Raw genomic sequence first — 13,781 nt, forward strand, 5'->3', positions numbered from 1 at the left:
CTTATATAAACAGCCGTGCATAGACACGCCGAGGAAACACCGTGACGGACCCCAACCGCCCCGCTCCGCCCGACCCGACGCGCAACACTGCCCGTGCGATGGACGAGGCCCTGGACTGGCTGATTGTGCTGGGCAATCCCGACGAGGAGCAGTCACGACAGTTCCACGCCTGGCTGGCCGCCGATTCCCTGCATGAGCACGCCTTTGCCAAGGCGCAAGCTATCTGGGACGGTCCGCAAGTTGCGCAATGCGCGCAACACCTCACCGAGCTGCCAGCCAAAGTCAGCGTGCTTTCACGCCTGCGTCCGCACTGGAAACCTTTGGCCACCGCTGCCGTGTTGATCCTCGGTTTATTCAGTTTCAGCAACGTGCCTTTGCGCCTTCAGGCTGACCATTTGACCGTGGTCGGCGAGCGCCAGCGTTTGCAGCTGGAGGACGGTTCGAAAGTGCTGCTGAATACTGACTCGGCTTTTTCAAGCACCATCAACGACCAGCAGCGTGATGCCCGCCTGTATCAGGGCGAGGCATTTTTCGACGTGCCCGCCAGCCGCGACCGGCCCCTGCAAATCGATGCCGGCCCGGTCAAGGCCAGTGTCCGCGACACTGCATTCGCCGTGCGTTACCTCGACGGTGTGGCGCAGGTTCGGGTGCAGCGCGGCGACATTGATCTGCAGGCGACCCGCGACGACGCGCGGATTCGCTTGTCCGCCGGCGAAAGCATCCGCATAGGCCCGAACGGTTTTGACCGCCCTGCCAAACTTGATGCCGCGACAGACCTGGCCTGGGTCCAGGGGCGCCTGGTGTTTGAGAACTGCCCATTGGACGAAGTGCTGGCGGAGCTGCGGCGCTATTACCCCGGCTGGATCATCAATAACAACCCGCAACTGGCGAATGTTGCCGTGACAGGCAATTACCGCCTTGATCAGCCGCTGGACGCAGTTCGGTCGCTGGCGCACATCACCTCGGCTCGCCTGCAGGAATTTCCTGCGCTGGTGATTCTTAACTGAATGAGAATTATTTTTACTCGATAGCCCGAGCTCGTTCGTCTCGTTATAGCCAATGCAATTGATTCGCATCCCGGATGCCAATCAGCACCTATAAAGATTCGTGCGACACGGAGCGCTATCGATGTCCTCTTGCCTCACCCGCCACTCTTCACCCTCGCGCATGCTGTCGCTGCTGACTGCGGCCATTCTCCTGGCCGGTAGCGAGTCGCTCCTGGCTGCCAACGCCGCCGGACAACCAACGCGCACGATAGGCGACTATGCATTCGCCATTCCCCAGCAATCGCTGGTGTCGGCAATCAACGCGTTCACCAGCGTTACCGGCTGGCAAGTCGGCCTCTCGGCTGAGCTGGCACAGGGCGTCGCATCGCCGGGCGTACGCGGATCATTGCCAGCGGAAAAAGCCCTTGATCGCTTGTTGGTGGGGACCAACCTGAGCTATCGCAAACTGGGCAACAGCAACATCGTGCTGGAAAAACGGGCCGGCAGCGGTGCGTTGAATTTGCAGCAGGTGACTATCAGCGCCACTCGCCAGGAACAAAGCGTCGAAAGTGTGCCGGGTACCGTCACCGTTCATACCCGCGACGAACTGGACCGCAACAACGTCAATACGATCAAGAATCTGGTGCGCTATGAGCCGGGAGTTTCCGTAGGCGGCGCCGGGCAACGCGGCGGGATCAGCGGCTACAACATCCGCGGCATCGACGGCGACCGGATCCTGACCCAGGTCGATGGCGTGGAAATTCCCAACGGTTTTTTTAACGGCCCGTATGCCAAGACCCAGCGCAATTACGTCGACCCGGAAATCATCAAACGCGTGGAAATCCTGCGTGGCCCGGCGTCGGTGCTGTACGGCAGCAACGCCATCGGCGGCGCCGTCAGTTATTTCACCCTCGACCCCGACGACATCATTAAATCCGGCAACGATGTCGGCGCGCGCCTCAAGACTGGTTACAGCTCCGCCGACGAAAGCTGGTTGAAATCCGCCACGGTCGCCGGGCGCGCCAATCAGTTCGACGGCTTGCTGCATTACAGCCAGCGCGATGGCCACGAAACCGAATCCTACGGCAGCAACAATGGCACCGGCCTGGCACGCACCGCGCAAAACCCGGAAGAGGTGCGTACCTACAATGTCCTGGCCAAGGTCGGCTGGAACTACAACGACGATTCACGCCTTGGCCTGACTTACGAAAAGTACAAGGACGATCGCGATGCCGATCTGAAAAGCGCCTACGGCGGTCCTTACGCCGATGGCAGGCCGACCATACCGGAAACTGTGCTACCCGGCGGAATGTACCAATGGCGTACCGGTAACGACACTGTGACCCGCGAACGGCTGGGCGTGGAAAACAGCTTCGCCCTCGACAGCCTGCTGGTGGACAACGTCAAGTGGAGTCTCAATCACCAGGTCGCCAAGACTGACCAGAGCACCGCCGAGTTCTATTACCCGATGTCGCGCCAGGTACTGCGAACGCGCAACACGCTCTACGAAGAGAAGCAGTGGGTGTTCGACGCGCAACTCGACAAGGCTTTCAGCCTTGGCCAGACCGATCACTTGATGACCTACGGCACCACGATCAAGCAGCAAAAAGTCACCGGCTCGCGCAGCGGCAATGGCATTTGCCTGGCGGCTTTCGGCAGTTGCCGGGTAGTCGGCGCAGTCAGCCCCGCCGACGTGCTGAAAAAGTCCAGCGACTTCCCGGACCCTACCATCAACACCTACAGTCTGTTTGCGCAGGATCAGATCAGCTGGGACAAATGGACCTTCCTGCCCGGGCTGCGCTATGACTACACGCAACTCAAGCCGAAGATCACCCAGGAATTCCTCAACACCGCCGTCCCTGACGGTAACGGTACGGTCAGCGACAAAAACAAGACGTGGCACAAGGTGTCACCGAAATTCGGCCTGACCTACGCCTTGACCGAGCAATACACCTGGTATGGCCAGTACGCCGAGGGTTTCCGCACGCCAACCGCCAAAGCCCTGTACGGGCGCTTTGACAACGCCGCTGAGGGTTACAGCGTGGAGCCCAATCCCAATCTGGATCCAGAGAAAAGCAAGGGCTTTGAAACCGGCCTGCGCGGCAACTTCAAGCACGGTTCATTCGACGTGGCGGTGTTCTACAACAAATACCGCGACTTCATCAACGAGGATGCGATCGGCCCGGGCTACACCGAGATGACATTCCAAAGTAACAACATCAAACGAGCGACCATCAAGGGTGCCGAGGTCAAGGGTCGCCTGAACCTGGATGCCTTCGGCGCGCCGCAAGGGCTGTATACACAAGGCTCGGTGGCCTATCTCTACGGCCGTAACAACGATACTGGCGAACCGATCAACAGCATCAACCCGATGACCGGCGTATTGGGTCTCGGTTACGACCAGGACAACTACGGCGGCTTGCTCAGCTGGACGGTGGTGAAAAAGAAGAACCGGGTCGACGACAGCAACTTCAAATCACCGGACGGGGTCAGCAGCCAGTTCAAATCGCCGGGCTTCGGCATGCTCGACCTGACCGGATTCTACAAGGTGACCGACGATGTGACCGTCAGCGCCGGCGTCTACAACCTCACCGACAAGAAATACTGGTTGTGGGACGACGTGCGCGGTTACGACGGCGTCGGCGAGGCAGCGGTGATCAACCCGGCCAACCTCGATCGCCTGACTCAGCCTGGGCGTAATTTTGCGCTCAACCTGATCTGGGACATCTGACCCGCCCGCTGCGCTGCGTGGTTTTCGCTGACCGCGCAGAAACTTTTTTACTGTTCGGCGTCTGCTGATTCGTCTCGTTGGCAGACGCCTCTTTTTCAAAGGATTTGTACATGACGTCCCAGGCCACTGCCCAACGACCCACTCTGCGTTCGCAGCGCGTTAACCAGATCACCAAGGAGCCGCACAGCAGACTCGATGCCTTGGTCAAAACCCACGCGCCCTTCGACACCCAAGCCAATTTCGCCCGATTTGTAGTTGCGCAATACCTGTTCCAGTCGGAGCTGGCGTCGCTGTACAACGATGCCGAGCTGACCGCAATCATTCCTGACCTGCCCGCGCGCTGCCGTGCCGAAGCGGCCAAGGCCGATCTGGCTGATCTGGACACCGATGTTCCGGCCCCGGTGCCAGGTGCTGTTAACAAGCCGAGCCAAGCCGAAGCGCTGGGTTGGCTGTTTGTCTCGGAGGGTTCCAAGCTTGGCGCGGCGTTTCTGATCAAGCGCGCAGTGGGGCTGGGCTTGAGTGAGACATTTGGTGCCCGCCATCTCGGCGAACCGGCCGGCGGCCGCGCTGAGGGGTGGAAAAATTTCGTGCGCACGCTCGACGCGCTCGAACTGAGCCCACAGGAGGAAGCCGAACTTGATAAAGGCGCAATAGACGCGTTCAACCGTTTTACCGTGCTGCTGGAACAGGCGTACACGCCCCAACTCGCCTGACAGAACGCGATCCCGCAGGAGCAAGCTTGCTCGCGATAGTGGACTGGCATCGAAATTGGTGTTGAATGTGAGTCTTCATCGCGAGCAAGCTTGCTCCTACACAGCCTTTACACGTTGCACATCTCTGACCCTATTCCAAAATGCCCTTTCCCAGTCCATGTCTCATCCCTCGACTACCAGACTTACGCGCATCCTCTTCGGCCTGCTTGCCTACACCAGCCTCGGCATAGGCCTGATTGCCATCGTCGTGCCCGGTCTGCCTACTACCGAGTTCATTCTGCTTGCCGCGTGGGCCGCAACCCGCAGTTCGCCGCGCCTGAGTGCGTGGCTGGAAAACCATCGGCTGTTCGGACCGATCCTGAGCAACTGGCGCAACGGCAAGGTCATTGCGCGTCGGGCAAAGGTCAGCGCCACCGTGAGCATGTTGCTGTGCGCAGGGTTGATGTTGGTGACGCTCGATCATGGCTGGGCGGTTTACCTGGCCATTGTCGGGATGGGCGCGGGCAATCTGTGGATCTGGTCACGGCCCGAATCCAGCCTGAAACCTTCCTGACAAACCGCGCAAACGCTTGCGCTGACCGCTCATCGACTTTCCCTCATGCAAACCCTCGCCACGCCGATGGTTCAGGAATGGCGCTGAATGGATTTGGCAACCCGGGTCGACCTCGACTCACAGCCAACCCATCATTCATTCTCGAGTTCGCCCTATGTTCGACTCTCTTTCCATTCGCCTGAAAATCGTTCTGCTCTCCGGGCTATGCCTGCTGGGTGTAGTCGTTCTGATCGTCGGCATGAACATCTACCAGACCAACCAGAACGATCAACTGGTCAGCGCCTCCAGCAGCAAAATGCTCACCGCCAGCGTGCAGGATCTGCTGGAAGCCAAGGCCGCCGAACAAGCGGTGCGGGTGCAGAAGACCTTTGGCGAAAGCCTGCTGGTGGTGACCGCGCTGGCGGACCAGATCAGGGACCTGCGCAGCATGGCCGCCAAGCGCTCGCTTGAAGCCGGCGCGGTGCGCGAAGAATTGAACCAAAGCCTGAAAACCGCATTCGAGCGCAACAACAAAGTGCTGGGAATCTGGCTCGCGTTCGAACCCGACGGTCTCGATGGCAAGGACAGCGAATTCGTCAACGACGAAGCGCGCCAGTCCAACGAAGCTGGACGTTTCGCCAGCTACTGGAGCCGTGCCGGCGGTGCCGGAATGAATACGATCATGGTCGAAGACGACATGACCAAAACCACGTTGAGCCTCAGCGGCACACCTTACAACAGCTGGTACACCTGCCCTCGAGACAGCAAACGCACGTGCCTGCTCGACCCGTATGCCGACACCGTTGGCGGCAAGGAAATGCTCATGACGACCATTTCCATACCGTTGCTGGTGGACGGCAAATCCATCGGTGTGGTCGGTGTAGACATCGCCCTTGATGCACTGCAGGCCGCCGCCGTCGATTCCCAACGCGATCTGTTCAGCGGAGCCGGACACATGCTGATCGTCTCTGGCAGCGGCGTGCTTGCCGGGTACAGCAATGATGCAAGCAAGGTCGGGAAAAACATCGCTGACGCACTGGGTGCGGACGGCAAGGATGTCTTGCAACTGCTCAGTGCGGGCACGCCAAAAATCATAGAACAAGGTGACCTGATTCGGGCGGTTTATCCGGTCAGTCCGATTGCCGATTCCAAAGCCTGGGCCGTGGTGATCGACTTGCCCAGGCAAGTGCTGCTGGCAGACTCGGTCAAGCTGCAGGAGGTGCTCGACGAAGCGCAGGCGCGCGGTACGATCATGGCGGTGGCGGTTGCCGTTGCGGCAGGATTGATCGGCTTGTTGCTGATCTGGCTGACCGCGACCGGCGTGACCCGGCCGATCAACAGCGTGGCCGAGATGCTCAAGGCGATCGCCAGCGGCGACGGCGACCTGACCCAGCGCCTGCAGTACAGCAAAAAAGACGAGCTCGGCGAACTGGTCAGCTGGTTCAACCGCTTCCTCGACAAGCTGCAACCGACCATCGCGCAGATCAAGCAAAGCATCACCGATGCGCGCGGCACTGCCGATCAGTCTTCGGAAATCGCCCGCCAGACCAGTGAAGGCATGCAAGTGCAGTTCCGCGAAATCGACCAGGTCGCTACGGCGTCCAATGAGATGAGCGCCACCGCGCACGACGTCGCCAACAGCGCGTCGAATGCCGCCAACGCCGCCAAGGGCGCCGATCAGTCAGCCCGCGACGGCATGTCGATCATCGAGCGCAGCACCCGCGACATCAATCAGCTGGCTGACGAAGTCAGTAAAGCCGTGGGCGAAGTCGAAGCGTTGGCGGTCAACAGCGAGCAGATTGGCTCGGTGCTGGAAGTGATCCGCAGCATCGCCGAGCAAACCAACCTGCTCGCGCTCAACGCAGCAATCGAAGCAGCTCGGGCCGGTGAAAGCGGTCGCGGTTTTGCGGTGGTCGCCGATGAGGTGCGCAATCTCGCCAAGCGCACACAGGATTCGGTGGAAGAGATCCGCATCGTCATCGAACGCATCCAGACCGGCACGCGCGGCGTGGTCGCGACCATGCATTCGAGCCAGACCCAGGCACACAGCAACGCCGGACAAATTCAGCAAGCGGTGCAGGCGTTGAGCAAAATCAGCGACGCGGTCACGGTGATCAGCGACATGAACCTGCAGATCGCCAGCGCCGCCGAACAGCAAAGTGCGGTGGCCGAAGAGGTCAACCGCAACGTTTCGGCAATCCGCACGGTTACTGAAACCCTGACCGGGCAGGCGACCGAATCGGCGCAGATCAGCAGCCACCTCAATGCACTGGCGAATCAGCAGATGAAATTGATGGACCAATTTCGCGTTTAACGATCCAGCACCAATCCCCGTGGGAACGAGCTCTTGTGGCGAGGGGGCTTGCCCCCGTTCCGGCCGCGAAGCTGTCGTAAATTCCGGGAGCGCTTCGCACTCCGACGGGGGCAAGCCCCCTCGCCACAAACCTCGCGCCTAGGGGATTTCCTCCGGCGGCAGTTTTTTTGTTCTAAGCTCGGGCACTCGTTCTGGAGGGCCTTCGATGACTGGTTTACTCACGTCCATTCAAGCCGCGCTCGGCTTGCCGCACACAACGATTGCTTTCACCTCGAGCGGCGCGCTGCCCTCTGCGTTTGCCGTGACCGACCTCGCCTGCGCCAGCATCGCCGTCGCCGGCCAGGCAGTCAGTGAATGGCTGCACCAGCACACCGGACGCTTGCCCTGCCTGGAAGTCGACCGCCGACTCGCCTCGTTCTGGTTCGCCTCGTCGATCCGCCCTGTAGGTTGGACGGTGCCGCCCCTGTGGGATCCGATCGCCGGCGACTACGCGACCAAGGACGGCTGGATTCGCCTGCACACCAATGCGCCTCATCACCGCGCGGCAGCCGAACACGTATTGGGTGCGTGTACGGATCGCTCGGCCATGGCAGCCAGAGTGGCGCAATGGGGCAAAACCGAGCTGGAGGATGCCGTGATCGCGGCGGGCGGTTGCGCGGCAGAAATGCGCACCTGGGCCCAGTGGCAGGCACATCCCCAAGGATTGGCGGTGAATGCCGAGTCGTTGGTTCAGTTCGCCGGCAATGACGGTAAGGAAAGTAAGCCGTGGCGAGGCTCGGTGGCGCAACCGCTCACCGGGATTCGGGTTCTGGATTTGACCCGGGTGCTTGCCGGCCCGATCGCCAGTCGTTTTCTTGCGGGGCTGGGCGCGGACGTTTTGCGCATCGATCCCCCCAGCTGGAATGAACCCGGCGTGGTGCCCGAAGTCACCTTGGGCAAACGCTGTGCGCGCCTTGATTTACATCATTGTGCAGATCGGGCAGTGTTTGAAAGCCTGCTCAGCGGCGCTGACATTCTGCTTCACGGTTACCGCGCCGATGCCCTTGAGCGTCTGGGCTATGGCCTCGCGGAACGGCGAAAACTGGCGCCAGGCTTGATCGACGTGTGCCTTAACGCCTACGGCTGGAGCGGCCCGTGGCGGCACCGGCGCGGCTTCGACAGCCTGGTGCAGATGAGCAGCGGCATCGCAGACGCGGGCATGCAGAGGCAAAAGGCTGACAAGCCAACGCCGTTGCCCTTGCAGGCGCTTGACCACGCCACCGGCTATTTGATGGCAGCTGCGGCGGTCCGGTTATTGGGCAGCGGCGGCTCGGCGCGCCTGTCTCTGGCGCGCATGGCGAAGCTACTGATCGATGGCGGCACCGGGACTGCAGAGCCACTGCGGCCCGAAGATGAACACGATCAAGGCGTTCTCGTCGAGCAGACGCCCTGGGGGCCGGCGCATCGCTTGAATGTGCCGCTGAAAATCAGTGGAACACCCTGGCAGTGGACACTTGCATCCTGTGAATTGGGTTCCCATCGCCCGCAATGGTGGTGACTCATATGCCGCCTTCGCGGGCAAGCCCGGCTCCCACAGTTGACCGAATTCAACCGCAGCCACTTGGTCGCTGTGCGGCGACCCGACTTGCCCGCGAAGACGTCAGCATTGCCAACTCATATCCCAGATGTTGCGCAAACCTGTGGGAGCGTGGCTTGCCCGCGAAGACGTCAGCAGTGCCAACTCATATCCCAGGTGTTGCGCAAACCTGTGGGAGCGTGGCTTGCCCGCGAAGACGTCAGCAGTGCCAACTCATATCCCAGGTGTTGCGCAAACCTGTGGGAGCGTGGCTTGCCCGCGAAGAGGCCCGCATTGCAGACACAAGTTCTGGATCAGTCGCTCACAACGTCAACAACCCGCTGTACAACCCATAAGCCGCCAACCCCGCGCCCGCAAGCACGCAAGTGAAAATTCCCTTTTCGACCCGGGTGAACAGCGGCATGCCCTGCTCCCGTTTGGCCTTGGCGAATAGAATCACCCCAGGCGCGTACAACAACGCCGACAGCAACAGATATTTCACCCCGCCGGCATACAGTAGCCACACCGCATAAACGAGGGCAATGCCGCCAATCATCAGGTCCTTGCTGCGTTCCGCTGAAGCACGCTCATAGGTTTCGCCGCGACCGCTCAAGAGCACCGCATACGCCGCCGACCACAAATACGGCACCAAAATCATCGACGAAGCCAGGTAGATCAAACTGGTGTAGGTGCCTGCGGAAAACAGTGTGATCAACAGGAAGATCTGGATCATCACATTGGTCAGCCACAACGCATTGACCGGCACATGATTGGCGTTTTCCCTGGTCAGGAACGCCGGCATGGTCTTGTCCTTCGCCGTGGCAAAAAGAATTTCCGCACACAGCAAGGCCCATGACAACAATGCACCGAGCAACGAAATGGCCAGGCCGATGCTGATCAGCAAAGCGCCCCAGGGCCCGACGATATGCTCCAGCACGCCGGCCAGTGACGGGTTCTGCAAGTTCGCCAGATCTGGTTGACTCATGATCCCTAACGACAACACATTGACCAACACCAGCAGCGCCAGCACCCCGAGAAAACCGATCACCGTCGCCCGGCCGACATCGCTGCGTTTTTCCGCCCGGGCCGAATAGATGCTCGCACCTTCGATACCGATAAACACGAATACCGTGACCAGCATCATATGGCGCACCTGCTCCATCACGCTGCCAAAATCCGGATTGCTGCGACCCCAGATGTCGCGGGTAAAAATGTCGGCCTTGAAGGCTACGGCAGCGATCACGATGAACATGATCAGCGGCACTATCTTGGCCACGGTGGTGACCTGATTGATGAACGCCGCTTCCTTGATCCCGCGCATCACCAGAAAATGCACAGCCCACAGCAACACGGAAGCACAGCCGATGGCGACCGGTGTGTTGCCTTGGCCAAAGACCGGGAAGAAATACCCGAGCGTGCTAAATAGCAGCACGAAATAGCCGACATTGCCCAGCCAGGCGCTGATCCAGTAGCCCCACGCCGACGAAAAACCCATGTAGTCGCCGAACCCGGCCTTGGCGTAAGCATAAACACCAGAGTCCAGCTCGGGTTTGCGGTTGGCCAAAGTCTGGAATACAAACGCCAGACTCAGCATGCCCACCGCCGTGATCGCCCAGCCGATCAATATCGCTCCGACGTCGGCGCGGGCGGCCATGTTCTGCGGCAGGGAAAAGATCCCGCCGCCGATCATCGACCCCACCACCAGGGCGATCAGCGCGCTCAACTTCAGTTTCTGCGTAGGCATGTCGGCGTTTCCTTTTTTTTGTGCGACCCGCGCCGCAATAACTGTCATATAAATGAATCTAACTAAAGCATCAGAAACAAATAACCTTTTCTGGTAATACGCAATCCGAATTTTATTTATAGCCGATGATTCTATGACGATCCGCAGTAATAACAGCTTAACTCGCCCGTAAATAACTTATCTCACCCATCGGGCATCGGTAAAAATTTGCGTAAAGCGCAAAACCAACTAGCGTAAATAATCCGAGCAATACGACGTATTCCTGTCTGATCAGGCGAGGCCTCTGGAAAAGACGTTTCGGCAATAGCGTCATGCTCGATCAAAATTTATAAGTCTTTCATTAACAATGGAATGTGCCCATGCACTGATCTATGTCAGCTGATTGATTAGCTAACAGAATTATTCTGTTGTCTCTCTTCTCCTGCACGGAGTCATGCAATGTCTGAATCCCCTGGAAAACTGAAACTCGGTGCATTGGTCGCGCTGGTGGTCGGTTCTATGATTGGCGGCGGTATTTTCTCTTTGCCGCAAAACATGGCCGCCAGTGCCGACGTCGGCGCCGTGCTGATCGGCTGGGCCATCACTGCGGTTGGCATGCTGACCCTGGCGTTTGTGTTCCAGACCCTGGCCAATCGCAAGCCCGATCTGGATGGCGGGGTCTATGCCTACGCCAAGGCAGGGTTTGGCGATTACATGGGGTTCTCGTCAGCGTGGGGTTACTGGATCAGTGCCTGGCTGGGCAACGTCGGCTACTTCGTGCTGTTGTTCAGTACGTTAGGTTACTTCTTTCCGGTTTTTGGCGAAGGCAATACGGTCGCTGCCGTGATTGGCGCTTCGGTGCTGCTGTGGGCCGTGCACTTCCTTGTGCTGCGCGGGATCAAGGAAGCGGCGTTCATCAACCTGGTGACCACGGTCGCCAAGATCGTGCCGCTGGTGCTGTTCGTTCTGATCGCGATTTTCGCGTTCAAACTGGAAATCTTCACCGCTGATATCTGGGGTGTGAAGAATCCGGACCTGGGTAGCGTGATGAACCAGGTGCGCAACATGATGCTGGTCACCGTTTGGGTGTTCATCGGCATCGAAGGCGCGAGCATCTTCTCGGCCCGCGCGGAAAAACGCAGCGACGTCGGCAAGGCCACCGTGATCGGTTTCATCACCGTGCTGCTGTTTCTGGTGCTGGTGAACGTGCTGTCCCTGGGCATCATGACCCAACCGGAACTGGCCAAACTGCAGAACCCGTCGATGGCCGCCGTACTAGAGCATATCGTCGGTCCGTGGGGCGCGGCGCTGATCAGCGTCGGTCTGATCATTTCCTTGCTGGGTGCGCTGCTGTCGTGGGTGTTGCTGTGTGCGGAGATCATGTTCGCTGCCGCCAAGGACCACACCATGCCGGCGTTCCTGCGCAAGGAAAACGCCAATCATGTGCCGGTCAACGCCTTGTGGCTGACCAATGCGATGGTGCAGCTGTTCCTGATCATCACTCTGTTTTCCGCCAGCACTTACCTGTCGCTGATCTACCTCGCCACGTCGATGATTCTGGTGCCGTACCTGTGGTCGGCGGCTTACGCGCTGCTGCTGGCGGTGCGCGGCGAGAGCTATGAAAACGCCGCGGCCGAACGCCGCAAAGACCTGTTCATTGGCGCAGTCGCGTTGATCTACGCGGTCTGGCTGATCTATGCCGGCGGCGTCAAATACCTGCTGCTCTCCGCCCTGCTCTATGCCCCCGGCGCAATCCTGTTCGCCAAGGCAAAGCTTGAAGTCAACAAACCGGTTTTCACCAACGTCGAGAAGCTGATTTTCGCAGCCGTCGTCGCGGGCGCCCTGGTGGCCGCCTACGGACTGTATGACGGCTTCCTGACCCTGTAACACCCGAAATATTTGTCACCTGGAGGATCACTGTAATGACCACGGAAAAAGCTAAGTACGGCGTCCATTCCGAAGCCGGCAAACTGCGCAAAGTCATGGTTTGCTCCCCCGGCCTGGCTCACCAGCGGCTGACCCCGAACAACTGTGACGAATTGCTGTTCGACGATGTGCTGTGGGTGGCCCAGGCCAAGCGTGACCATTTCGACTTCGTCACCAAAATGCGTGAACGCGGAATCGACGTACTGGAAATGCACAACCTGCTGACCGACATCGTCGCGATGCCTGAAGCGCTCGACTGGATTCTGGACCGCAAGGTCACCGCCGATTCGGTGGGCCTGGGCCTGATCAGCGAAGTAAAATCCTGGCTGCGCAGCCTCGAGCCGCGGCACATCGCCGAATTCTTGATCGGTGGTGTATCCGCCGATGACTTGCCGGACAGTTTCGGCGGCAAGACCATCCAGATGTTCCGCGATTTCCTCGGCCACTCCAGCTTCATCCTGCCGCCGCTGCCCAACACCCAGTTCACCCGCGACACTACCTGCTGGATCTACGGTGGCGTGACGCTGAACCCGATGTACTGGCCGGCACGCCGTCAGGAAACCTTGCTGGCGACCGCTATCTACAAATTTCACCCGCAGTTCACCAACGCCGAGTTCGAGATCTGGTACGGCGACCCGGACAAGGATCACGGCAGTTCCACCCTTGAAGGCGGCGACGTGATGCCGATCGGCAACGGCGTGGTGTTGATCGGTATGGGCGAACGTTCGTCGCGTCAGGCCATTGGCCAACTGGCACTTAACCTGTTCAAGAACAAAGCCGTAGAACGGGTGATCGTTGCCGGCCTGCCGAAGTCCCGGGCGGCGATGCACCTGGACACCGTGTTCAGTTTCTGCGACCGCGACCTGGTGACGATCTTCCCCGAAGTGGTCAACCAGATCGTCGCGTTCACCCTGCGCCCTGATGAAAGCAAACAGGGCGGCATCGACATTCGCCGCGAAGAAACCAGCTTCCTTGACACGGTGGCCGCCGCGCTCAACCTCAAAGCGCTGCGCGTCGTGGAAACCGGCGGCAACAGCTTCGCCGCCGAACGCGAGCAATGGGACGACGGCAACAACGTGGTGGCCGTGGAGCCCGGCGTAGTGATCGGTTATGACCGCAACACCTACACCAACACCCTGCTGCGCAAGGCCGGCGTGGAGGTCATCACCATCAGCGCCGGTGAACTCGGCCGCGGTCGTGGCGGCGGCCATTGCATGACCTGCCCGATCATTCGCGACCCTATCGACTATTGATTCAGGTGCCCTGCTGCGCGCTTATAAAGCGTGAAGCAGGCGGATTAC

General features: G+C 59.6%; 8 protein-coding genes and 2 pseudogenes. 9 read left to right on the forward strand and 1 reads right to left on the reverse strand.

Features of this window, described 5'->3' with window-relative positions; all coding sequences use genetic code 11:
* The first annotated feature begins 41 nt into the window (after nucleotides 1-41).
* From F8N12_RS12945 to F8N12_RS12970, 7 genes and pseudogenes are all read left to right on the forward strand, one after another.
* On the forward strand, nucleotides 42-1,007 hold the full coding sequence (locus F8N12_RS12945) for a FecR family protein (RefSeq protein WP_150580770.1): 966 nt from the start codon (nucleotides 42-44) through the stop codon (nucleotides 1,005-1,007).
* 121 nt (nucleotides 1,008-1,128) lie between these two features.
* Complete coding sequence (locus tag F8N12_RS12950; RefSeq protein ID WP_150580771.1) at nucleotides 1,129-3,717, forward strand: TonB-dependent receptor; 2,589 nt, start codon at nucleotides 1,129-1,131, stop codon at nucleotides 3,715-3,717.
* A gap of 110 nt (nucleotides 3,718-3,827) precedes the next feature.
* The gene (locus F8N12_RS12955; RefSeq protein WP_150580772.1) at nucleotides 3,828-4,430 is read left to right on the forward strand and encodes a biliverdin-producing heme oxygenase; all 603 of its coding nucleotides are present in this window, start codon (nucleotides 3,828-3,830) and stop codon (nucleotides 4,428-4,430) included.
* A gap of 157 nt (nucleotides 4,431-4,587) precedes the next feature.
* The gene (locus F8N12_RS12960) at nucleotides 4,588-4,983 is read left to right on the forward strand and encodes a YbaN family protein (RefSeq protein WP_150580773.1); all 396 of its coding nucleotides are present in this window, start codon (nucleotides 4,588-4,590) and stop codon (nucleotides 4,981-4,983) included.
* 427 nt (nucleotides 4,984-5,410) lie between these two features.
* Nucleotides 5,411-6,370: pseudogene (locus F8N12_RS28265) on the forward strand (chemotaxis protein); the annotation flags it as partial.
* A gap of 378 nt (nucleotides 6,371-6,748) precedes the next feature.
* A pseudogene (locus F8N12_RS28270) lies at nucleotides 6,749-7,276 on the forward strand (methyl-accepting chemotaxis protein); the annotation flags it as partial.
* 205 nt (nucleotides 7,277-7,481) lie between these two features.
* Nucleotides 7,482-8,813 (forward strand): CoA transferase, encoded by a 1,332-nt coding sequence (locus F8N12_RS12970; RefSeq protein WP_150580775.1) that lies wholly within the window; start codon nucleotides 7,482-7,484, stop codon nucleotides 8,811-8,813.
* A 340-nt stretch (nucleotides 8,814-9,153) separates the two neighbouring features.
* Here F8N12_RS12970 and arcD (F8N12_RS12975) read toward each other — a convergent pair whose 3' ends face one another.
* A complete protein-coding gene (gene arcD, locus F8N12_RS12975) occupies nucleotides 9,154-10,575 on the reverse strand; it encodes an arginine-ornithine antiporter (RefSeq protein ID WP_150580776.1) in 1,422 nt (473 codons plus the stop codon).
* A 438-nt stretch (nucleotides 10,576-11,013) separates the two neighbouring features.
* Between arcD (F8N12_RS12975) and arcD (F8N12_RS12980) the strand changes: the two genes are divergently transcribed.
* Both arcD (F8N12_RS12980) and arcA read left to right on the forward strand, forming a co-directional pair.
* Nucleotides 11,014-12,441 carry an arginine-ornithine antiporter gene (gene arcD, locus F8N12_RS12980; protein ID WP_150580777.1) on the forward strand — a complete coding sequence of 476 codons (1,428 nt, stop codon included), beginning with the start codon at nucleotides 11,014-11,016 and terminating at the stop codon, nucleotides 12,439-12,441.
* 35 nt (nucleotides 12,442-12,476) lie between these two features.
* Nucleotides 12,477-13,733, forward strand: coding sequence for an arginine deiminase (arcA, locus tag F8N12_RS12985; RefSeq protein WP_150580778.1), 1,257 nt, complete (start codon nucleotides 12,477-12,479; stop codon nucleotides 13,731-13,733).
* The last annotated feature ends 48 nt before the right edge of the window (nucleotides 13,734-13,781 follow it).

The organism is Pseudomonas fluorescens, assembly GCF_902497625.1.
GTDB lineage: Bacteria > Pseudomonadota > Gammaproteobacteria > Pseudomonadales > Pseudomonadaceae > Aquipseudomonas > Aquipseudomonas fluorescens_BQ.

What these genes read in the sequence shown, in the direction of transcription:
- F8N12_RS12950 (WP_150580771.1), top strand. Translation starts at nt 1,129, where the DNA reads ATGTCCTCTTGCCTCACCCGCCACTCTTCACCCTCGCGCATGCTGTCG.
- F8N12_RS12955 (WP_150580772.1), top strand. Translation starts at nt 3,828, where the DNA reads ATGACGTCCCAGGCCACTGCCCAACGACCCACTCTGCGTTCGCAGCGC.
- F8N12_RS12960 (WP_150580773.1), top strand. Translation starts at nt 4,588, where the DNA reads ATGTCTCATCCCTCGACTACCAGACTTACGCGCATCCTCTTCGGCCTG.
- F8N12_RS12970 (WP_150580775.1), top strand. Translation starts at nt 7,482, where the DNA reads ATGACTGGTTTACTCACGTCCATTCAAGCCGCGCTCGGCTTGCCGCAC.
- arcD (WP_150580776.1), bottom strand. Translation starts at nt 10,575, where the DNA reads ATGCCTACGCAGAAACTGAAGTTGAGCGCGCTGATCGCCCTGGTGGTG.
- arcD (WP_150580777.1), top strand. Translation starts at nt 11,014, where the DNA reads ATGTCTGAATCCCCTGGAAAACTGAAACTCGGTGCATTGGTCGCGCTG.
- arcA (WP_150580778.1), top strand. Translation starts at nt 12,477, where the DNA reads ATGACCACGGAAAAAGCTAAGTACGGCGTCCATTCCGAAGCCGGCAAA.